20 protein-coding genes are annotated in these 21,299 nt (G+C 58.3%); 9 read left to right on the top strand and 11 right to left on the bottom strand.

The window, feature by feature from the left end; genetic code table 11:
- The 3 genes from VGU61_RS11355 to VGU61_RS11345 form a co-directional block, all read left to right on the top strand.
- A partial coding sequence (locus tag VGU61_RS11355) for a TatD family hydrolase (protein WP_326859239.1) occupies nucleotides 1-148 on the top strand: 148 nt, incomplete at its 5' end.
- Between the two features lie 7 nt (nucleotides 149-155).
- Nucleotides 156-851 carry an ankyrin repeat domain-containing protein gene (locus tag VGU61_RS11350; protein ID WP_326859235.1) on the top strand — a complete coding sequence of 232 codons (696 nt, stop codon included), beginning with the start codon at nucleotides 156-158 and terminating at the stop codon, nucleotides 849-851.
- Nucleotides 852-970: 119 nt separating this feature from the next.
- Complete coding sequence (locus VGU61_RS11345) at nucleotides 971-3,121, top strand: DUF6311 domain-containing protein (RefSeq protein WP_326859234.1); 2,151 nt, start codon at nucleotides 971-973, stop codon at nucleotides 3,119-3,121.
- 151 nt (nucleotides 3,122-3,272) lie between these two features.
- Here the strand turns inward: VGU61_RS11345 and VGU61_RS11340 are convergent, their stop codons facing one another.
- Both VGU61_RS11340 and VGU61_RS11335 read right to left on the bottom strand, forming a co-directional pair.
- The gene (locus VGU61_RS11340) at nucleotides 3,273-4,601 is read right to left on the bottom strand and encodes an ATP-binding protein (protein WP_326859233.1); all 1,329 of its coding nucleotides are present in this window, start codon (nucleotides 4,599-4,601) and stop codon (nucleotides 3,273-3,275) included.
- A complete protein-coding gene (locus VGU61_RS11335) occupies nucleotides 4,598-5,320 on the bottom strand; it encodes a response regulator (protein WP_326859232.1) in 723 nt (240 codons plus the stop codon). The genes VGU61_RS11340 and VGU61_RS11335 overlap by 4 nt, the downstream gene beginning before the upstream one ends.
- Before the next feature lie 216 nt (nucleotides 5,321-5,536).
- Between VGU61_RS11335 and VGU61_RS11330 the strand changes: the two genes are divergently transcribed.
- Nucleotides 5,537-6,046 carry a Spy/CpxP family protein refolding chaperone gene (locus tag VGU61_RS11330; RefSeq protein ID WP_326859231.1) on the top strand — a complete coding sequence of 170 codons (510 nt, stop codon included), beginning with the start codon at nucleotides 5,537-5,539 and terminating at the stop codon, nucleotides 6,044-6,046.
- Nucleotides 6,047-6,208: 162 nt separating this feature from the next.
- On the top strand, nucleotides 6,209-6,634 hold the full coding sequence (locus tag VGU61_RS11325) for a universal stress protein (protein WP_326859230.1): 426 nt from the start codon (nucleotides 6,209-6,211) through the stop codon (nucleotides 6,632-6,634).
- 10 nt (nucleotides 6,635-6,644) lie between these two features.
- Here the strand turns inward: VGU61_RS11325 and VGU61_RS11320 are convergent, their stop codons facing one another.
- From VGU61_RS11320 to VGU61_RS11300, 5 genes are all read right to left on the bottom strand, one after another.
- On the bottom strand, nucleotides 6,645-7,052 hold the full coding sequence (locus VGU61_RS11320; RefSeq protein WP_326859229.1) for a hypothetical protein: 408 nt from the start codon (nucleotides 7,050-7,052) through the stop codon (nucleotides 6,645-6,647).
- A 102-nt stretch (nucleotides 7,053-7,154) separates the two neighbouring features.
- Nucleotides 7,155-8,129, bottom strand: coding sequence for a pyruvate dehydrogenase complex E1 component subunit beta (locus tag VGU61_RS11315; RefSeq protein WP_326859228.1), 975 nt, complete (start codon nucleotides 8,127-8,129; stop codon nucleotides 7,155-7,157).
- Between the two features lie 9 nt (nucleotides 8,130-8,138).
- The gene (locus tag VGU61_RS11310) at nucleotides 8,139-9,101 is read right to left on the bottom strand and encodes a thiamine pyrophosphate-dependent dehydrogenase E1 component subunit alpha (protein ID WP_326859227.1); all 963 of its coding nucleotides are present in this window, start codon (nucleotides 9,099-9,101) and stop codon (nucleotides 8,139-8,141) included.
- Between the two features lie 184 nt (nucleotides 9,102-9,285).
- On the bottom strand, nucleotides 9,286-10,629 hold the full coding sequence (locus VGU61_RS11305) for a GAF domain-containing protein (RefSeq protein ID WP_326859226.1): 1,344 nt from the start codon (nucleotides 10,627-10,629) through the stop codon (nucleotides 9,286-9,288).
- Nucleotides 10,626-11,162: a pyridoxamine 5'-phosphate oxidase family protein gene (locus VGU61_RS11300; protein ID WP_326859225.1), complete on the bottom strand. Its 537-nt coding sequence runs from the start codon at nucleotides 11,160-11,162 to the stop codon at nucleotides 10,626-10,628. The genes VGU61_RS11305 and VGU61_RS11300 overlap by 4 nt, the downstream gene beginning before the upstream one ends.
- Nucleotides 11,163-11,220: 58 nt before the next feature.
- Here VGU61_RS11300 and VGU61_RS11295 point away from each other — a divergent pair, with 58 nt between their 5' ends.
- Both VGU61_RS11295 and VGU61_RS11290 read left to right on the top strand, forming a co-directional pair.
- Nucleotides 11,221-11,937 carry a pseudouridine synthase gene (locus VGU61_RS11295; RefSeq protein WP_326859224.1) on the top strand — a complete coding sequence of 239 codons (717 nt, stop codon included), beginning with the start codon at nucleotides 11,221-11,223 and terminating at the stop codon, nucleotides 11,935-11,937.
- A gap of 79 nt (nucleotides 11,938-12,016) precedes the next feature.
- Nucleotides 12,017-14,422 carry a DUF1631 family protein gene (locus VGU61_RS11290; RefSeq protein ID WP_326859223.1) on the top strand — a complete coding sequence of 802 codons (2,406 nt, stop codon included), beginning with the start codon at nucleotides 12,017-12,019 and terminating at the stop codon, nucleotides 14,420-14,422.
- Nucleotides 14,423-14,752: 330 nt separating this feature from the next.
- On the opposite strand, the gene VGU61_RS11285 is transcribed toward VGU61_RS11290, so the two are convergent.
- Complete coding sequence (locus VGU61_RS11285) at nucleotides 14,753-15,508, bottom strand: hypothetical protein (RefSeq protein ID WP_326859222.1); 756 nt, start codon at nucleotides 15,506-15,508, stop codon at nucleotides 14,753-14,755.
- Between the two features lie 264 nt (nucleotides 15,509-15,772).
- On the opposite strand from VGU61_RS11285, the gene VGU61_RS11280 reads away from it, so the two are divergent.
- Nucleotides 15,773-16,000: a hypothetical protein gene (locus VGU61_RS11280; protein WP_326859221.1), complete on the top strand. Its 228-nt coding sequence runs from the start codon at nucleotides 15,773-15,775 to the stop codon at nucleotides 15,998-16,000.
- A gap of 118 nt (nucleotides 16,001-16,118) precedes the next feature.
- Here VGU61_RS11280 and ctaD read toward each other — a convergent pair whose 3' ends face one another.
- The 3 genes from ctaD to VGU61_RS11265 all read right to left on the bottom strand — a co-directional run bounded on the left by ctaD (nucleotide 16,119) and on the right by VGU61_RS11265 (nucleotide 19,964).
- Entirely contained in the window at nucleotides 16,119-17,741 is a 1,623-nt protein-coding gene (ctaD, locus tag VGU61_RS11275; protein WP_326859220.1) for a cytochrome c oxidase subunit I, read from the bottom strand.
- 148 nt (nucleotides 17,742-17,889) lie between these two features.
- Nucleotides 17,890-18,492, bottom strand: a complete 603-nt coding sequence (locus tag VGU61_RS11270) for an SAM-dependent methyltransferase (RefSeq protein WP_326859219.1) — start codon at nucleotides 18,490-18,492, stop codon at nucleotides 17,890-17,892.
- Nucleotides 18,489-19,964: an APC family permease gene (locus VGU61_RS11265; RefSeq protein ID WP_326859218.1), complete on the bottom strand. Its 1,476-nt coding sequence runs from the start codon at nucleotides 19,962-19,964 to the stop codon at nucleotides 18,489-18,491. Before VGU61_RS11265 ends, VGU61_RS11270 begins: the two co-directional genes overlap by 4 nt.
- Nucleotides 19,965-20,452: 488 nt before the next feature.
- On the opposite strand from VGU61_RS11265, the gene VGU61_RS11260 reads away from it, so the two are divergent.
- The gene (locus VGU61_RS11260) at nucleotides 20,453-21,295 is read left to right on the top strand and encodes a 2OG-Fe(II) oxygenase (RefSeq protein WP_326859217.1); all 843 of its coding nucleotides are present in this window, start codon (nucleotides 20,453-20,455) and stop codon (nucleotides 21,293-21,295) included.
- Nucleotides 21,296-21,299 lie beyond the last annotated feature (4 nt).

Below are 21,299 nucleotides of genomic sequence, written 5' to 3'. Positions count from 1 at the left end.
CCCCGTGCCGTACCGCGGCAAGATGAACGAGCCCGGTTACGTGCGGCATGTCGCCGAGTTCCTCGCCGACCTGAAGGGCGAGCCGCTGGAGCGGGTCGCACAGCAGACTACCGATAACTTTTTTCAGCTATTCAAGATTGCCAGGTGACCGAGTGATGCCTATTCCCACAATCCCTTCCTGCAAAGGCGCTTTGCGGCGCCGTTCGTTGCGGCTCCTTACTGCGCTGCCGCTGGCCGCCCTGGTGCCATCCACAGCGCGAGCCGGCGCTTATGAGGACTTCTTCACCGCGGTGAAAACCGACAACATCAGCCTGCTGAAGTCGCTGCTTGCCCGAGGTCTTGACCCCAACCTGATTGAACCGGAACGCGGCGATACCGGCCTGATCCTGGCCCTGCGCGACAATTCCATGCGGGTTGTCGAGGTACTGCTTGATGCACGCGGCATCGACCTGAACGTGCGCGCGAAGAACGGCGATACGGCGTTGATGATCGCGGCGTTCAAGGGAAATAAACAGGTGGTGGAAATGCTGCTGGCGCGGGGCGCGGAAGTGAATCAGACGGGTTGGACGGCGCTGCATTATGCGGCGGCGGTGGGGAATAACGATATCGTCAGCATGCTGCTTGAAAAGCATGCCTATATCGATGCCGAGGCGCCGAACAAGACGACGCCGATGATGATGGCGGCGAGGTCGGGGCATATCATGACGGTGAAGCTGCTATTGGATGAGGGGGCTGATCCTACGTTGAAGAATGAGCTGGGGATGAATGCGATTGACTTTGCGAAGAAGTATGAGCATACGGAGATTGTCGAGGGCTTGACGCATCGGTTGAAAAAGATGGGGAAGCTGTAGGCCCCTGCATTGGCTTCCACGATTGGCGGTCAAGTAAATTGTAAGGCGCCAATCTATATAGGCACTTTATCTAGGCACTTGCTCGGATTGGAGAATTGTTGACATTATAATTAATGGTTTTGGCAACCCAGAATTATTCTATGTCACAGGATGCTGAATTTCTATCAGTACAGTCAGTTAAAAGACATCTTCTCGGCAAGGTTAAAGATTGCACAGGATTGGCTACCAAGGAAATATTTCCCTTAACTTCTTACCTATTTGCCAGCCTGTTAGGCATCGCGTTTGTTTTAAGCATTTATCCGTTAGCTTTTCTTCTTGGAGTTTCAGGTTTCTTTGAAACAGCCGATCCTGCGAATCATGTGTCAGGTTGGCTGTTTTATGCCGAAGACGAATGGCGTTTCCCGCTGTTGCAAACGGAAAGATTGAATCATCCTGAAGGCGTCAACATCGCATTCATGGACAGCATTCCGCTACCAGCCATCCTTTTTAAGTTCTTTTCACACTATCTTCCTGCTGGGTTCCACTACTTTGGATTGTGGCATGGCGTAATTTTTGTTTCGCAGGCATTGGCATCCAATTTTCTAATACGGACCCTTGGTCATCGCCACCTCGTCGCGACGATCAGCGCGGTAACGTTTGGACTGCTCTGGCCAGCCTTGCTATGGAGATTCAATCACACTGCGTTGATGACGCATAGTGTGATTCTATTTTCGCTCGGATTATATTTTCTCGGCTTCCAAAAGAAGGGGACAAGCAACACGGTGTCTGGCGCTCTTATTCTTGTTTGCGTCATTGCACTAACCGTTCACCCTTACCTATTAGCCTTCTGTTATCCGTTCTTCGTGGCTTTTTTGGGCGACCGTGCAGCTATGGGCGAAAGTCGCTTGAAATTACTATTTCACCTGCTTACATCCGTCGCCGTAATATTGGGAGTGCTTCTTGCCTTCGGCTATACCGGGCACGGGAAAACGACTGCTCCTGGATTTGACTATTATTCAATGAACTTATTGGCACCGTTATGTGGTGGAACTTTGTTTCCATGCACAGTCGATGGTTCAGGTGGTCAATACGAGGGATACAACTATTTTGGACTTGGATTACTTTTTCTTCTTCCATTCGCCATTTTTAAAGGGCGAGCGTCGATTATTGCCAACATTAAAAAGCATCCAACTTTGTCGGCGATTCTTCTGCTTTTCACTCTTTATGCATTGTCGACCACAATATACGTAGGGAAAAGTATTGTCTTCTCTTACTCGCTGCCTTCGCTGTTCGACTGGGTTATCGGTACTTTCAGAGGCAGTGGCCGCTTCTTTTGGGTTGCAGGCTATTTCATCCTCTTTGCAACGCTTAGCATTCTTTTGAAAGAGGTGACGTCGTATAGAGTCTGCTTGTTGGCAATCGCGCTCGTTGTGCAATGGGTTGACACCCAACACCTTCGTAAGATGATCGCGCATGCAGCGTCGAAGCCTGCTACGAATGAAATTGATCATTGGAAGCCACTCATTGCAGACGTAAAAAAGATTAACTTTTTCCCCGAGTATGGTTGTGGCAGCTCGGATTGGCAGAGTTACTTAATCGCTCAGCGCGTCGCCGGATATAACTCTCTCCTGTTTAATACCGCATATACCACTCGCCCGAATCAGACCTGTGAACGCCGTAACCGTACGTTTGATATGCCTTTTCAAAAGGACGAGCTGTATGTAACGTTAAGTAGCTACGTCAAGACTCATGCTTTCAACGTTCCTATTGAATTTGAGATAGCTGCTAGAAAAGGCGAATGTATCGAATGGCAGCAATTCATCTTATGTACACCTGGTCGCCAAGGCACTTACTGGAACTCGGTTCTCCCTCACACCCGGCCGATACATAGTTTGCACAAGAATAAAATAACCATTCCTGCAGACAGTTTGCCGACGCAAATAGGTCAACTTCAAGAATCGCAATTAGTTGCATCAAGCATGAGCCAGGTTGGATATCTTTCCTATGGCCCTTATCTTTTTCTGGAGCGCGGCAAATATCGCTTCACACTACGCTACGCTAGCTCGATGGATTTAACCGCCGTTGTCGGGAACTGGGATGTCGTGCTGAAAGATTCAGCCAATATGCTTCGGACGATTGATGCCGGCGCACTATACGGTACCTTGTCGGGTCAAGGGACGGTGGATGGAAACTTCTCCGTAGAGGATCGCGGACAGATTCTTGAAGTACGCACTTTTTTCTTGGGTAAAAGCGATCTGAGAATAAAGGATCTCTCGATCGAAAAACTTTAAATCTAGTACTTAAATCTGTCGTCTGACTTCATGATTCTGGTTGTGCCAAATACTCATGCATTTTTCAATCGAAGCCATTTCGACTGGAATTACTTAGTACAGAGGTTTTATACGTGGTGAATGTTATGTCAAAGCTTAAATTCAAAATACGCTAACACGGCAATCTCAAATTTGCCTCCAGTCCTCCTTCCGGCAAATTTGCCAGTATTAAATTCCCCTTGTGCTGTTGCGCGATATTGCGCGCAATCGTCAATCCCAATCCTGTGCCGCCGGTCTCGCGCGAGCGTGACTGCTCCAGGCGGTAGAAGGGCGAAAAGACGTTTTCCAGTTCGGTTTCGGGAATGCCCGGGCCGTCGTCCCGCACCGAAATCGTTACCAGCGAACCCGCCCGTGTCGCGCCGACCTCTGCATGGCCGCCGTATTTCACTGCGTTGTCGATCAAATTGGTCAGGCAGCGGCGTAGGGCGATCGGGCGGGCGTGCAAGAAGACGCCGGTTGTACCCTTGACCGTGACCGGTTGGCCCGCATCGATAGCGTCGGTGCAAACGCTGTCAATCATCGAGTCGAGGTCGAGCAGTTGCATCTTTTCGGCAGAGTCCATGCTGCGTGCCAGATCCAGTCCTTCACGCACCATGCCTTGCATCGCCAGCAGATCGCCGATGAGCTTGTCGCGCAGCTGCGGGTCATCGACTTTTTCCAGGCGCAGCCTCAGTCTCGTCAGGGGCGTCTGGAGATCGTGGGTGATCGCGGCGAGGATGTGTGCGCGCTGTTGAATGTGCTGGCGGATGCGGGATTGCATCGCGTTGAATGCGGCGGCAGCCTGCCGTATTTCGGTGGCGCCACGTTCCGGCAGCGGCGGGCGTTCGATGTCGTCGCCGAGTTCGGTGGCTGCTTTGGCCAGCCGCTTGAGGGGTTGCATCGTCATGCGCGCGATGATGGCCGCGAGCACGCCGACGCTGATCAGGAACAGGACGCCATACATCATCCAGTCGCCGCGCGGAGCTAGTGGCGGCGGCCGGGGCGGTATCACCGTCAGGCGCAGTTGCTCGCCGCTTTCCAGCTTCACCAGCAGTGCTTCGCAGCGGCCGCGGTGTTCCCCTCCCTTGCGCCGCGTCGGGCCGCAATTTGTGGGCTGTATGGCGCTTGAGGTCACGGTGTGTACGCCCGCCAGCCGCTTCTCGAGCATGGCCGCCAGTTCGGACTGCTGCCCGGCTGGCGTATCGGTGCCCGGCGCAAGTTCTGCCCGCATGCCGATGCCGGCCGCCGCCGCGAGATAGCGGGTGCGCAGGTCCGGCGGCACCGTTTCCAGCGACAGCACGAACTGGGCAACGCGCTCTACGGCGTGATATTCGCGGAATTGGGCAATCATCTGCTGACGTTCGCCGAGCGCCAGCCCAAGGGTCAGCAACGCAGCGGCCAGCACGCCGCCGATCAGGATCAGGACGATCCTGCTCGTCATCGATTGGAAAAGAGCCTTCATTGCGGCTTGGCGACCGCGGTGGCAAGCACGTAGCCTTCATTGCGGACCGTCTTGATGATCTGCGGCGAGCGGGCATCCTCGCCGAGCTTTTGGCGCAGGCGGCTGATCTGCAGGTCGATGGAGCGGTCGAAAGGATCGGCATCGCGGCCCTGCGTCAGGTTGAGCAGCTGGTCACGGCTGAGCACCCGGTTCGCATGGTCGAGGAAAACTTTCAGCAACCGGTATTCCGCGCCCGACAGCGCCACGACCACGCCCTGCGGGTTGATCAGATGACGGGCGGTGAAATCCATCGTCCAGCCGGCAAACTGCATATGCTGGACCTGGGGTACCTCCTGTCCGGGCGGCAGGGCCTGGGTGCGGCGCAGTACACTGCGGATGCGGGCGAACAGTTCGCGCGGTTCGAAGGGTTTCGGGAGGTAGTCGTCCGCGCCCATTTCCAGTCCGAGGATGCGGTCGACGGGCTCGCCCCGGGCAGTCAGCATGATCACCGGGACGCTCGACGTCGCGCGGAGGTTCCTGCACAGCGTCAGGCCGTCGTCGCCAGGCAGATTGAGGTCGAGCACGATCAGGTCGATGTGCATTTCATCGAGCCGCTTCCACATTGCCTTGCCGTCGCCGGCGGTGGCGGTCCGATAGCCGTTCTTTTCCAGATACTCGGCGAGGAGCATGCTGATGTCGCGATCGTCGTCGACGATCAGGATGGCGGGTGTATTTTCCATGGCGTTTATTATGGCAACCAAGCGTGCGGCGAAGGTGTCGATTTGTATCCGGGTGTTACTCACGGCGAATTTGATACAGCATGATACATAGAGGCTGCCGCCTGATACGCGAGGCTACAAATCGGCCGGTGCGCGACAAGCCGCCGATACATCCGGTGGACATACTCCATGGCGTGCGAACTGCGCACATCCACTCATGAATGAAAAGGAATGAAGATGACCCGATTTCGCAAACAATTGATCAGCGGCATGACAGCCTTCGGCATCCTCGCCGGAGGCGTATCCGCTTTCGCCCAGACGACCCCTGCCGCACCGGAAACGACCCAGAACGTTCCGGCGGACCAGAACGGCAAGCGGATGAGCCATGAACAGAAAATGGAAAAGATGAAGCAGCGCATGGCGGAAAGGATGGCCGAGCTGCACAAGAAGCTGCAGTTGACGCCCGGACAAGAAGCCGCCTGGTCTGCCTATGTCGAGCGGATGCAGCCCGGCGCCCATCCGGCACGTCCGAACCGCGAGGAGATGGCGAATCTCACCACGCCTGAACGGATGGAACGCAGGCTGGCGATGATGCAGGAGATGCAAAAGAAGATGGCCGCACGCGTGGAGGCAACGAAAGAGTTCTATGCAATCCTGACGCCGGCGCAGAAGAAGGTCTTCGACGAGGAATCCGTCCGCGGCTGGCATGGACATGGCCGCCATCACCATGGTCATCACGGCCGGTGATGGACATCGGCCGACTCGGGCCTGCTTGATCCATGTCAAGAAAATTGCCGGCTTGTTTGTTACAGTCGTTAGGCCGATTTCAGAACCCGCAGTCCTTGCAGGTCTCTGAATACCGGTCTAACGACAGTGCCGGATACCGGCAATCTTCCAGGGACATTGAAAATGAAAATACTTCTCGCGGTGGACGGATCGCCCTTTACAGCCAAGGCGGCCGATTATCTGCTTTCCCACATGAACTGGTTCCAGGGCGAGCCCGAATTGCACCTGCTGCATGTAAAGGCGCCGATCCCCGTCGGCCGCGCCCGCGCGGTGCTCGGCCACGATGAAGTGGAACAGTACTATCGCGAGGAATCGGCGGCGGTGCTGGACCCGGTCGAGAAGTTGTTCACCGATAAGAACATCCGCACGCACTCGGGGTATCGCACCGGCGAGATCGACGACGAAATCCAAGCCTATGTCGCCGAAAACGCCATCGACCTGATCGTCATGGGTTCGCATGGCCATGGCGCACTCAAGAACCTGGTGATGGGTTCGACCGCCACCAAGGTGCTCGCCGGGACGTCAGTGCCGGTGCTGCTGGTGCGCTGACGCTTCGCTTTCACGCCTTCTTCAGGTTCAGGAAGATATTCGCCGCGAACACGATGATGCCGAGTGCGGCGGCAATTTCCGATGCGGCCAGCACCGGCACGATCTCGCGGTGCCCGTTTACCAGCAGGGAAAGGGCGATTGCCATGACCGGAAGCGAGATGTTGTTCAGCCAGAAGTGCACCTTCGCGAGTTTGCTCATGCCGGCTTGCGGAAACACGCTATAGATTAGTCCGGCAAGGGCCATCGTTGCCCAGCCGAGCAGGTTGATGTGCGCATGCACGGGACGCAGCGTGAAGTTTTCGCTTGCGCCCATCGCGATGCCGATGCCGACGCCGATCATCAGGTAGACGATCGCAAGTTTGATCCAGATGATGCCGACGGAGGAAAAGGCCGGCGCGGGTTGGGTGACTTGTTGCATGGTGTTCTCCAGTAGTTGAATGATCTTGCAGCACTTTTTCTACGGTACTCTTCCTCCGCAAGGAGTAGTTCCTGATTTATTTATGTACTTCGGCAGGCGGACTCACGTAGCCTCCGCCACTTCCCCAACCATCGCCGCCGCCGCTTTTACGACCGCATCCGCCTGCGGCATGAAAGCCTGTTCCAGCACATAGCTTGAGGCCACGGGCGCATCCGGCCCGGTCAGCCGCCGCACCGGCGCCTTCAGGGCATCGAAGGCCTGTTCGGAGACGATGGCCGCCACTTCCGCGCCGACGCCGCACATGCGGCTGGCTTCATGCACGATCAGTACGCGGCCTGTCTTGCGGGCGGAGCGCAATATCGCTTCCTCATCCAGTGGTTTCAGGGATCGCAGGTCGATCACTTCCGCATCGATACCCACTGAAGCAAGTTGTCCGGCCGCCTGCATGCAGGTGTCGACCATCTTCGCGTAGGAGATGATGGTCACGTCGGTTCCCGCACGCCTGACGGCGGCTTTCCCCAGCGGCACCAGGTGCTCGCCGTCGGGGACTTCCCCCGGCACATAGCCGAGCGGCATGTCGACGAAGAACAGGACGGGGTTGTCGTCGCGGATCGCCGATTTCAGCAGGCCCTTGAAGTCGGCCGCGTTGGACGGCATCACCACTTTCAGGCCCGGACTGTGCACGAACCAGGCTTCCAGATTGTGGTTGTGCTGTGCGCCGACGGTCCAGCCGCCGCCGGTCATCGCGATCACCACCATCGGAAACTCGAACTGGCCACCCGAGATGTAGCGCAGCTTGCCGGCACTGTTGACGATTTCATCCATCGCAAAACAGAGGAATGGAGCGAACAGCAGGTCGACCACCGGGCGCAGGCCGGTTGCGGCCGCCCCGGCGGCGGTACCGGCGATGATGCCTTCCGCCAGCGGCGTGTTGCGTACCCGGAGTTTGCCGAATTCGCCGACCAGGTCCTGCCGCTTGGTGGCGACGCCTTCGCCGAACATCATGACGCGTTCGTCGCGCCGCATTTCCTCGGCCAGCGCCTGGCCGATCGCTTCATTGACTGTGATTTGTGGCATGGCCTGCTCCTATGCGTAGACGTCGGTGGTGAGTTCGGATAGCGCCGGGAAGGGGGACGCATTGGCGAATGCCAGCGCCTTGTCGATCGCAGTCTCGATGCGCTGCTCCATCTGCAGCAGATCCGCGACGGACAGCACGCCGCTGTCGTGCAGGCGTTTTCGCGCCGTCTCGATCGGGTCTTTTGCACGCCATGCGGCAAGCTCGCCCGGGTCGACATACTCCTGCTCGTCCGGCTCGAAATGTCCGCGCAGCCGGTAGGTATAGGTTTCGAGCAGAAAAGGCTTGCGGGTCTCCCGCACCTGTGCCGCCGCCTCGGTCGCTGCGGCGAACACCGCTTCGACGTCGTTGCCGTCCACGGTGCGGCTGGCGATGCCATAGCCCATCGCCCGCTCGCTGATATGGTCGCCGACCATGGTTTCGTTGCGGTGCACGAAGGCTTGCCACTGGTTGTTTTCGCAGATGTACAGGACCGGCAGGTTCCACACTGCCGCTAGGTTCAGCGACTCGTGAAAGATACCTTCGCCCGCCGCACCGTCTCCGAAAAAGCAGGCAACGATGCCCGGCTCGCCCAGCATCGACATGGACAGTCCCACGCCGGTCGCAAGCGACAGCTCGCCGCCGACGATGGTGGAGGTCAGGACGACGCCCAGTTCCTTTGCCGAGATATGCAGCGAACCGCTCTTGCCCTTGCAGTAGCCGGTGCTGCGGCCCATGACTTCGGCCAGCATCCGGCCCGGATCGGCGCCGCGGGCGAGAAGGTGGCCGGCGCTGCGATGGTTGGTGAGTATGCGGTCTTCGGCGCGCAGTGCGCGCACGACGCCGACGGCTGACGCTTCCTGTCCGACCGACGTGCAGGTGCCGGGGAAGTTGCCGGCGGCATGCAATGCGGCCAGCTTTTCTTCGTAGGCACGGATCAGCATCATCGATTCAAGCAGGGCGGCGGGACTGCTGTCGCGGTTGGCTTGCATCATGGTTGTCCTCGTTTGAAAGTTGAATTCATCGACCGGCGTCTGCGGCCGGTTTCAAGTGAGGACGGAGTGTAAATCCGAACGACGCAAGAAAATCACCGGTTTTCCGGCTTAAGATTTATTTACGATTGTTTGAATGAAGTTTTAAGAAAGGGTAAGGAAGAAATTTCAGACGGGCATCTTTTGCCTAGCCGGCTTCGTCAACCAGCACGACCGGACGGCCGACGCTCAGGCGGAAACGGCCGCGGCCGGTCTTTTCAAGGCGGATGCCGGCATTGCGCTCGACCAGGCGGCGACTGAGGAGGATCAGGCGGGCTTCCAGATTGTCGCTGACGTCCGGCAACCGTATGCGGGTGTCCAGACGCAATTCCCGGTTGGTGAATTCGCTGCGCTTCTTGTCGACAAAGTCGCGGAACAATGTCCAGAAAATCGAGCCTGCAACACCCTTGATCAGGTAGTCATCCCCGAGAAAAACGCTATCGTTTTCGGCGAAATGACGGATGACCAGCGGCGCGCCGAAGGCAGGAGGCCCTGACATATCTGGCATCGGTGCCTCCTCGCAGGCTTCGGCGGCACTTTGCAGTAGATGGATCGCGAGGCCAAGCTGCAGCGCAAGGGTGACCAGTGCGTCTTCGTCGTCATAGGTGAAGCGCAGATCCTGCGGGCTTTCCACGTACAGGACGCCCAGAAGTTTCTGGGCGAAGACGATCGGCACCGCCATCTGGCTGCGGGATTCCGGCAGGCCTGGCAACGGAATCTCGGTTTCGAGCGCATCGGCCCAACCACTATGCTGCGCGTTCTCGCGGATGGCACGGCTGTAGGCATACTCGGCATTCATGTGGCCGATGCGGATCGGAGTTTTCTCGCGCGCCGCCACGCCGATCACTCCCTTGCCAAGCGGAATTTCCGAGCCGATGCCCGAGGCCTCGTAACCACGGCTGGCGACGGTGTAGAGCCGTTCGCCCGGCGCATCGATCATGAGAACCATGGTGTGGCGTATGCCGAATAGCTCGTCCAGGCAAGCCAGGGTTTCGTTCAGCAGACGGTCCAGGTCCTGGCAGGCCGAAAGCCGTTCGCTGCTGTGGCGCAGCGACGCCATCAAGTTGCGCTGCTTCGGGGGCGGCGGCAACGATGCGCCGGGCACCTGGTGGATATGGACGACGCGGAAGACATCGGCGCCTAGCAGCTTGAAAATGCCGCTCATGCCGGTATGCGAGGCGATGCCGGCCAGTTTCGCCTTCATGCTCTCGAACAGGGGGCCGGAAGTTTCGGTGCGGAGGAATTCCAGCGTCAGGCGGTACTGTGCCGCCGTCGCGGGATTGGTGACCGTCAGCATCGCGCGGGGATTGCTCAGGATGTTCTGCCGCGTCTTGTTGAAGAACTGGTAGGAGAGGGCGACATGATCGCCGTCGACGAACTGGATCTGCGAAAGGTAGGCCACGTTCGGTGTGCCGTCCGGCGCCGCAGTGGCCATGATGCCGGGAACCACGCCCTCCAGGCATTCCCGGATTGCGTCCAGTTTGATCATCATGCGCCGGCCCTCAGCGGCTTGCCGGCTTGCGGGCCGGGCGTCTGGAGGTAGGCCTCGGATGGCGTAAAGGTCAATGCCACCAGGTCGGCCGGAGGGCAGGCAAGCAGGGTGCGGATGACGGCTTCTTCGAAGCCCAAAGGGGCAAGCTCGCGGGCGAAGGCACCCGCATAACGCTCCACGATGCGCATATCGGCGCCGTTCAATCCCGAGACCGCTGCGTCGCGGCCCTTGAGTTGCAGGGTACGGTGGGTGGAGGGCTCGCTGAATACCACGGCGATGGCACCGTTGGCGCGTATGCCGGCCAGCACCTGTGCCGCTTGGGTAGCCGAAATGAAAACGGTTACCCGGCGCAGGTCGTTCGTTACCTTGCAGCCGGTTGCCCGGGCCAGGCAGGGCTGGCCGCCATCGTCGCAGGCGCCCACGCTGATCGAGACGCCGCGCTGCAGGAAGGCGGCATTGTCGGTATCCAGAAGGGAATCGGGCTCGGGCGGCATGGCGGGATCGTCGCACGCAAGGGATCTTTTTGCCGACATGATAACGCCGTTCCATTTGCCAGTCACCCATCGTCACGGCTTCTGCTACAGTGCTGCGATGAGCAAAATGAGTTTGGATCGCATCCTCCAGTCGCAGGGATTCGGCAGCCGGAAATGGTGCCGGGAACTGGTCGCCGACGGTGAAGTGACTGTCGCCGGAGAACCCATCGATGACTACCGCACGAATTTCGATACCGCGGACCTGCATTTCGCCGTATTCGGCGAACCGTGGGTCTACCGCGAACATGTCTATCTGGCGCTGAACAAGCCGCCCAACTTCGAATGTTCCAGGAAGCCCAGCCACCATCCCGGCGTGCTGACGCTGCTGCCGGAACAGTTCACCTGGCGCGAGGTGCAGCCGGTCGGGAGGCTCGATCATGACACCACTGGACTGTTGCTGATGTCGGACGACGGCGCCTTCATCCATGCGCAGTCGTCGCCGAAGCGGCACGTGCCCAAGCTGTACGTGGCGACGACTCACGACCCGGTCACCGACGATCTGATACGGCAATTGCTCTCGGGCGTGCAGTTGCATGACGAACCGGCGCCGCTGGCTGCCGTGAGCTGCCGCCGGCTGGACGACCATCGGATCGAAATCGTACTGGAGCAGGGCAAGTACCATCAGGTGAAGCGCATGCTGGCGGCAGCCGGCAACCATTGTGGTGCGTTGCAGCGAACCGCCATCGGCGATCTGACCCTCGATTCGCTGCAACTCAAGGAAGGAGAATGGTGTTACCTTGATGCTACGCAACTTTCCTTGTTGAAACAACGTTGAGTTTGTCGGCGTCGCCTATCTTGGATAACATAACCGTGCCTGTCTTCAACACTTTTCTGCGACAACGCTGATTGCCGTTATGGCCGACACAGAGTACACACGAATTTTCGATCTGGCGCGGGAACGGGCGCTGTACGGTTTTTCGCACATGATCGAGCGTACCGCGCAGGACGCGGACAACACCATCATGCAGGCCATGGCCGCCACCCGCTCCATGGTGGACCAGAAAAGCCTCTCCGTGGCGCGCCGTGTGCTGCGCGACGGCGGTCCGGCTTTCCTCGCACGCATGGATACCCTGTTCCGGACCCAGCTGAACCGGGCGATGCGCACCATGTACACCGACCTGCGCGCCGACGTGTCGTCGCTGTCGGCAAACGACCTGTCCCTGATCGACGACGAAACGGTCAACCGGCAGATCGAGGTGGACCGTCTGCTGACCCGCATGCGCGACGCCGACATGGAAGGCATAGGCCGGTTGAATGTCATCGTCGCCCAGATGCATGGCGAATCCGAAGCGCGTGAGCGCGAAAATCCTTTCCGGCCTTATCTGATCGCGCGGTCGCTGCACGACGCAGTCAAGGAAGTGTCCAGCGATGAGAACGTCATCAAAGTACTGTTCCATCACTTTTCCATCGCAATCATCCGTCATCTGCCGGATTACTACGCCAGTATCCGCGGTGCTTTCGAGTCCAGCGGCATACGGGCGAACATGGTGGTCCAACCGTCGAAAATGACACCCAACCAGCGTTATTTCGGCGGGTTGGATGTCGGTTCCGGAGCGTCGGTCGACCCTGTCAGCGCAAGTGCGCTTTCCGGCATGCAGCATCTCTTCGCGCTGCTCGGACATGCTTCCTTTGCGAACGGGATGAAGCTGGACGACCTCATCGGAGGCGGGCAGCCGGCAAGCCTGCAGGAAATGATGCGCCGGCTGTTTTCGCCATCCGGCGCGGGCAACGCAGGCGGTGCCGCCGGCGCAGGCATTGCAGCGGATAAGAGTGGATCAAGCGGCGCGACCGCCGATGAAAGTGACCCGGAGGGCGGGTTTGCCGATGCATTGCCGGTGGTGCAGGAGGATCTTTTCGTCCGGCTTGACCGTTACCAAGCGATGGTGGTCGAAGGCAAGTCGATCGATGAGCAACTGTCGCCGGAGCAAAATCAGCTGTTCAAGTTACGGGAACAGCTTGGACCGAACGAAGCCGACGAATCGCAACAGATGGTGATCGATATCGTGGCGGTCCTGTTCGAATTCTTACTGGGCGATGAAAAGATTCCAACGCCCCTGCGCACCGTGCTCAGCCGTCTGCAGATCCCGTTCCTCAAGGCGGCATTGCTTGAGCCGAAGCTTCTGCAGGAATTGCATCACCCCGCGCGTGAACTGCTGAACCGGCTTTGCACGGTCGCCATCGGCTCCGATCTTTCGGAGCGCTTCGGTGGCATCTTCGGCAAGGAAGCAGGGCGGATCGTGTACCGCATCCTTTCCGAGTTCAAGGACGATGTGCGGGTATTTGCCAAGTCGCTGGAAGGCCTGGAGGAATTCCTCGAGAAACATCTGCCGTCCACGGAAGATGGTAGTGCGCAGTGCATCGACGCGTTGAAGGAAACCGAAAGGCAGACGCTTCTTGGAATCCGGGTCGCGCGTTCCCTGAAAGACTTGATCATGCCCCTGAGGGTGGAGCAACGCGTGGCGGAATTCATTACCGGCATATGGTCGCGCGTGCTGGTGCAGACCTTTTTGCATGAGCAGTCGGACGCCGGCGGGCCGCATCCGGATATCAGCCATCAGGAAGCGAGAGACATGGTGTCGGACCTGATCTGGAGCGTGCAGGAGAAGCAGAATCCGCAGGAACACAGCATGCTGATGCGGCTGTTGCCGCAACTGGCAAAACGGCTGCGCGCCGGGCTGCAATCAATCCAGCTGCCGGAAGAGGAGGCGAAGCAAGCACTCGACCATCTGGTAAGTCTTCATATGCAAGTCATGCGCCCGTCACCGGCAACGCGCCCGCAGCGTGTGCCGACACTGGAAGAATTGCGCGGGCGTTTCTCGCTTCTGGTGATCGACTGGAAAGACGGCTTGTGGATCGAGGGTGAGACAAGCGACGTGCCGGCTTCGATCCTGGAACCCCTCTTGCGCAGGCATGGCGTGACTGCCAGCCTGTTTCTCGAACGCGAAGCCTTGCTGCCACTGGAAGAAGGTATCCACTTTCTTAACGAACTGCAGCCTGGCGGGAGCATGAAGTATTTGTCCGCAGCCGGCGATAACGAAACATTGGCGCGCCTCGTGTGGATCAGCCCACGCCGCCTCCTGTATCTGTTCCGATTGTCGGCGGACGGACAGCTGCTGATCTATGCGTCGGCATCGTTGCTGCAATCTCTACTGGAAGGCAAACTGCGTCCGGTTGAACGAGCGCCGTTATTCGACAGAGCCGCTCAATCCATCATGGCAACTGCGGCAGCCGTACAGCAGGCTGACGCAGTGAATCAGTAATACGATCGACTCGGACATTCGCCGGGATGGAAATATTGCGTTTCACCCATTTCGAGTGCAGTGGGCATAGGAACCCTGCCCAATAACCTCATCCAGCCTCGTCGCTTCATCCCGCAAACGCCATCACGCGAAATTGCTTCCACTGCGCCGTAGAAAAAGTTAACAGCCGAAATCACTGTGGCCAGTTTGTTACGCGACACCCGCATATTCCCTTGCTCCTTGTGCTCTATCAAGGTCCAGGAATCGTAACAAAATGTATATAGGCGAACCTGCGTGTTAATTAAAGTCTAACGACTACCTTTGGCAATTTGCTGAAGCTAAATCCATTCATTAAGTCTCAGGAGGCAATATGAAGAAGTTGACGCTCGCCATTCTTATTTCAATGATCGGTGTTGCAGGGCCGTCGTTCGCGCAATCCTCATCAGGTTCATCCAGCACTGATTCCGCCACCAGCGGCTCCAGCAGCAAGAAGAGTTCTTCCGGCACCAGCGGCTCAAGCAGCGATACATCCTCGGGTGGCAGCTCCGGCATGTCTTCCGGCAGCAGTGGATCCTCCGGTACATCGGGCAGCAGCGGATCGGGTTCGTCAGGCAGCAGCGGCAGTTCCGGCATGAGCGGCAGCAGCGGCTCGGGCACATCGGGCAGCAGCGCAAGCTCCCCGAGCACCTCCGGCAGCAGCGGCTCTTCGGGCATGGGCGGCAGCAGCGGTTCCGGCACGTCGGGCAGCAGCGCTACCAGCCCAAGCACCTCCGGTACGTCGGGTTCCTCAGGTACTTCCGGCACTGGCGGTTCATCCAGCAGCACCTCTCCAAGCAGCTCCGGCTCCAGCAGCACTGATACTTCCACCAGTGGTTCCGGCACTTCGGGCAGCAGCAGCTCATCCTCCCCAAGCTCGTCCGGTACCTCGGGCAGCAGCTCGTCGCCAAGCTCCTCTGGCAGCACAGGAAGCACCGGCAGCACCGGCAGCGGATCGACCGGCGGTTCCGGAAGCTCGAGCAGCAGCTCCAGCCCAAGCACTTCCGGATCCTCCTCGATGGGTACGGGCAGTGGCTCCGGCACAACGGGCAGCGGAAGCTCCAGCGGCACCAGCAAGTAAGCAGTAAATAGTAAGCAAATCGCGGCATTTGCTGCATTGCAAAAGGCCGCCGGCGATTACACGTTGGCGGCCTTCTTATTTGTTTTATGCCTGAAAGGGGAGGCTCACAGCGAGTCGTTCCGGCTCAGCCGCTTCCTATATTTCCAGCTTTTCCGATGTATTAATCAGGCGGCTCCCAATGAAAAATTCATGGCTTGATTTTATGGAAGCCGCACTCATGTTGAGATTCCGATATATCGAAAAGCGGAGAAGAAATGCAAACGCTACATTGCAATTTGGGAAAATGGAAAGCGGAAGCTCAGATACAGGAAGTGGAGAACGGCAACAAGTTGATGGCGGTAATTCTGGTTACCGATCAGGATGGCAATCGTCTTGGGGAGTCGAAGCACACCATGGTGTTCGATCATAAGCAAGGCGCCGATACCCTTGAAGAAACCAGAGCTGTAGTAACGGAGTTGCTGAATTCGCGTTATGGCGCATAAACGTATGCAAGCATACATTTGCCGCCGGCTGCAGATGTAATCAGCAATCCGCGTTAAATAAAAAGCTGCACATGAACATTTCATGTGCAGCTTTTTTGTTTTGCAACCGCCTCCGTTTTTATTTGACGGTAGGCGGCACTTCGAAGGTATGAAAAGGGGCCGGGCTGGGCACCGTCCACTCAAGTCCTTCGGCTCCTTCCCACGGGCGAGCCGGCGCCGGCTCGCCGCCTTTGAGGTTGGGAAGCACGACGGCGAACAGGAAATATACCTGGCTCAGGCCGAAACCAAATGCGCCGATGGAGGCAATCATGTTGAAGTCCGTGAACTGAGCGGGATAGTCGACGTAGCGTCGCGGCATGCCGGCGAGCCCCAGGAAGTGCATCGGGAAGAAGGTGATGTTGAGCGTGACCATCGATGCCCAGAAATGAATCTTGCCACGGGTTTCGTTATACATGTATCCGGTCCATTTCGGCGCCCAGTAGTAATAGCCCGCGAAGATCGCGAACAGCGACCCGGCAACCAGCACGTAGTGGAAATGCGCGATGACGTAGTAAGTGTCGTGCACCTGGATGTCGATTGGCGCGACCGCGAGTATCAGGCCGGAGAAGCCGCCAAGGGAAAAGACGAAAATGAAGCCGATCGACCACAGCATCGGCGTCTCGAACGTCAGGGATCCCTTCCACATGGTCGCGATCCAGTTGAACACCTTCACGCCTGTCGGAACCGCGACAAGCATCGTGGTGTACATGAAGAAGAGCTGGCTGGTGATCGGCATGCCGGTGGCAAACATGTGATGCGCCCAGACGATGAACGACAGAATCGCGATCGCGGAGGCGGCATAGACCATCGACGCATAGCCGAACAGCGGCTTGCGCGAAAACGCCGGAACGATTTGCGACACGATGCCGAAGGCCGGCAAAATCATGATGTAGACCTCGGGATGGCCGAAGAACCAGAAGATATGCTGGAACATCACCGGGTCGCCACCACCGGCGGCATTGAAGAAGGTGGTGCCGAAGTGGCGGTCCGTCAGCAGCATCGTGATCGCCGCAGCAAGCACCGGCATGACGGCGATCAGCAGGTAAGCGGTGATCAGCCAGGTCCAGCAGAAGATCGGCATCTTCATCAGCGTCATGCCGGGAGCGCGCATATTGAGGATGGTGGTGATGATGTTGATCGATCCCATGATCGATGATGCACCCATGATATGCACGGCGAAGATCGCCATGTCCATGCCGACGCCCATCTGGAGCGAGAGCGGCGGATACAGTGTCCAACCGGATGCCGTCGCACCACCGCCCGTAAAGAACGAGCCGACCAGCAGGATCGCCGCCGGCACCAGCAGCCAGAACGAGAAGTTATTCATCCGGGCAAACGCCATATCGGATGCGCCGACCTGCAGCGGAATCATCCAGTTCGCGAAGCCCACGAAGGCCGGCATGATGGCGCCAAACACCATGATGAGGCCATGCATCGTCACCATCTGGTTATAGAACTCCGGCTGGATAAGCTGGATGCCTGGCTGGAACAGTTCCGCGCGGATCAGCATCGCCATGAATCCGCCGGTGAGCAGCATCGCCAATGAGAACCATAGATAGAGCGTGCCGATATCCTTGTGATTGGTGGCATACAGCCACCTCCGCCACCCATGCGGATGATCATGCGCGTGATCGTGGCCGTGCTCATGTGGAACGCCAGGCGCATGTGCATGGCCGTGTATGACGTGCGGGGGGACGCTCATGGAATTCTCCGGGTGGATGCGGACGCAGCCTTGTGTGTTCTAAAGAAACCGCCGATGGTCATCGGCGGTCGGGGGGATGAGCATTTTGAAAATCACCTGCCTGAAAAGTTCGGCAGGCCGGCCAGAAGATTTTGCGGACCGTCGGCGCTTAGGTCGCGGCGCGCTTGTTCGCCTCGGTAATCGTCCAGAAGTAGAGGGTCTTGTTGCCGATCTTCTCGACTTTCTCAGGCGGCCATTCGGCACCCATATCGAAGTCGTGCGACACCACGCGGGTGCCGACCTTCAATTGTTTCCATAACTGAGGGCGGAGGCGCTGGTTGACATCGGGCAGCAGGTACAGCGTGACGACGGTCGCATCGGCGAAGTTCGCCTTGAACAGATCGCCCTCCATGAATTTCACGCGGTCGGTCACGCCGGCTTCCTTGGCGTTGGCTTCGGCTTCCGAGATGCGCTGCGGATTCAGGTCGATGCCGACACCACGCGCGCCGCGTTCCTTGGCAGCCGTGATCACGATGCGGCCATCGCCGCAACCCAGGTCATACAGCACGTCGCCTTTCTTTACCTTCGCCATGTCCAGCATCTTGTCGACCACCGGTTGCGGCGTGGGTACGTAGGGCACGTCCGGCCGGCGTGCCGGTTCGGCCTGCGAGAACGCCGATTTGGCCGGTAGGAAAAATACCAGGGTGATTAAAAACAGCGCAAGCCCGTAGAGGAAGGCGGGCCGCGGCAAGGTGCGCGTGCGGGTTTTCATATGTTTCTCCTTAACGGTTTGGTGGAAACGACGGACTGCTTGGGGGGAATCCGGGGCGCGCGGATCAGCATGAGGAAGACGATGCCAACCGCAAGCACGGCAACACCGATCCAGGCTGCGTTGAAGCCGCCGAGAGACTGGCTGTACACGTAGGAAAGACTGGACCACAGCATGTAGGCACACATCGCGCAGAACAATATCGGCAGCAGCGGGAACAGCGGCACTTTAAATGGCCGCTCGGTGTTCGGCTCCCGTACCCGCAGCACGAACAGTGATATGCCTGACAGGAGGAAGAACAGCCAGAACACCGGTGCGGTGAACTCCACCATTGATTTGAATCCACTACCGGTCCAGGCGCCGATCGCCACCAGAAGCAGCGCCGCTGCGCATTGCACCCAAAGTGCGTTGACCGGCGTGCCGCGCGCCGCGTCCCAGCGTCCGAGCAGGGACAGTACCGGCCAGTCGCGGCCGGCTGCGTAGCTGGTGCGGGCGCCGACGATCAGCGTGGCATTGATGGACGTTACGGCAGCAATCGCGATCATCACGGAAATGATTTTTTCGCCCGCCGAGCCGAATGCCAGGCGCAGCAGGTCGGCTGCCAGCGCTTCCGACTTGGCCATGCCTTCGATTCCAAGGCCTTTCCAGTAGGCCCAGGTCACCATCAGGTAGAGCACGGTGATGATGAGAATCGATGTCACCAGTACCCGCACCATGTTGCGCCGGGCATCTTTCAGTTCCGCGCTGATGTAGGCAGCTTCGTTCCAGCCGCCGAAGGTCAGCAGCACGAATACCATGGCCAGTCCGAAGGAGCCGCCGCCTCCCGATGATCCGGAGGTTTGCGGCGCGGGCGCGGCGGCTTCCGTCCCGTTGCCGACGAGGAAAATCGCCGCCACGACAATCAGCAGAAGTCCGCCGACTTCGATCATCGTCAGCCAGCTTTGGGTCAACGTTCCTGCCTTGATGCCGCGAATATTGACCAATGAAAGCACGACGATGGCCGCGGCACCGTACAGCGCCGAACCCCATGCGGGGCTGAGCGCCGTCAGCGGCAGTACCTGGCTCATGTAATCGCCGAATACAAATCCGAGCAGGGCGATCGAGCCGGTCGAGATTACCGAGAAACGAGCCCAGGCGAACAGGAAGGAAATGGAAGTGCCGTAAGCGCGGCGAAGAAAGTGGTAGTCGCCACCTGCGCTGGAATAGGCGGTGGCCAACTCTGCGTAGCAAAGTGCGCCGATCACAGACATGATGCCGCCAAGAATCCAGGCGCCGAACATCCATGTTGCGTCGCCCGTCATGCCTGCCACCATCGCGGGCGCTTTGAAGATGCCTGCGCCGATGACGACGCCGACGATCAGCGCAATTGCCGGACCCAGTCCGAGAACCTCGCGCGGCACGGCTTCGTCGATTGTCAGCGGGGCGCCGGATGGCTGACCGGTGTCGGCTGCGGAATACTGCGGCTGTTTGTTCATCGCTTCAGACTCATCATGGAGCGCTCCTTTTACATCGCATCTGGAATGCGGTGGCATGTGGCAGGCGGTACTTCGAGTCCGTGACAAACAGCGCAGACGCCACGCCTGATTCCTCATCGGGCAAATAACAGCCTTTGCTAATGGATGGAAGAAGCAGGGTCTGGACGTTTCGGCTGGTCACGCCAAGGTTGCGAGTTGATATTGATTAAAAAGTTTCGCGCATCGATAGCGATGTCAAATTGTGTCAAAGAACCCTTGGTGAAATGCGTTAATGCCAGGTCGATATTTAATATCTCAAAGAAGTGAAATCCCCATTTCAGTTTGCTGCGCGGCATGCAAACGGAAGCGACAAGCTGAAATAACGATTTATTGTTTTAAAGCATAAACCGCAAAAACATATCGTCTAATATTCCGTTATTTCCAATCGGAACCTTTAGGACGGACGCCATCTGACCGTTGCTCGACACTTTTTTGCATAGCGAATCATCATGGAAAATACCGTACTTGCATCTCTGCCCAAGGAATGGCAAAGCTGGATTCTCGAAAACCTTGCCCGCGGCTGCCAGCCCTTGGCCATGGGCGAGATCATGGTGCGCGACGGCCATTTTGATAACCGTCTTGCTCAGGCGGCAATCGAAGAGGCACGTAACAGCAGCCGGGAGAGCGTTGCGGTAAGGCAGCCTGTTCCGGAGATCAATACATCAACCAATACCATCCAGGCGCTGGACCGGTCGGTGCAAGTCCTGTTCACCTTGAAGACGCCGCGCATCGTCCTGCTCGGCAATGTCGTGAGCGACGAAGAATGCGATGCGCTGTGTGCCTATGCGCAAAGCCGGCTCACACGGTCGCCGGTGGTCGGCGACGAGGACGGTTCCACCAAGGTGCATGCCGAACGCACCAGCCGAGGCGCAATGCTGGCACGCGGCGAAACCGAGCTCATTGCCCGTATCGATGCCCGTCTTGGCGCGCTTGCCAACTGGCCGGTCGACCATGCGGAAGGACTTCAGGTCGTCCACTATGAGAAAGGGAATGAGTACCGGCCGCATTTCGACTGGTTTGATCCGAACCTGCCGGGGCCGCGCAAGCATATGGAGCAAGGCGGACAACGGGTCGGGACCTTCGTGGTTTATCTGAGCGATGTCGAGCAGGGAGGCGGTACCGCCTTTCCCGGCCTCGGGCTCGAAGTGCAGCCGCGCAAGGGCAATGCAGTGTTCTTCGCAAATACGAACGTATTCGGCGAACCCGACAAGCAGACGCTTCACGCCGGCAGCCCAGTGGTGCGCGGCGTGAAGTTCATCGCCAACAAGTGGTTGCGGCAACGTGCCTATTAAGAAG

It is taken from the genome of Noviherbaspirillum sp. (assembly GCF_035944575.1).
Classification (GTDB): Bacteria; Pseudomonadota; Gammaproteobacteria; order Burkholderiales; family Burkholderiaceae_D; genus Noviherbaspirillum.
The sequence above is the reverse complement of the archived record's forward strand: the minus strand, read 5'-3'. Positions and strand labels throughout refer to the sequence as shown.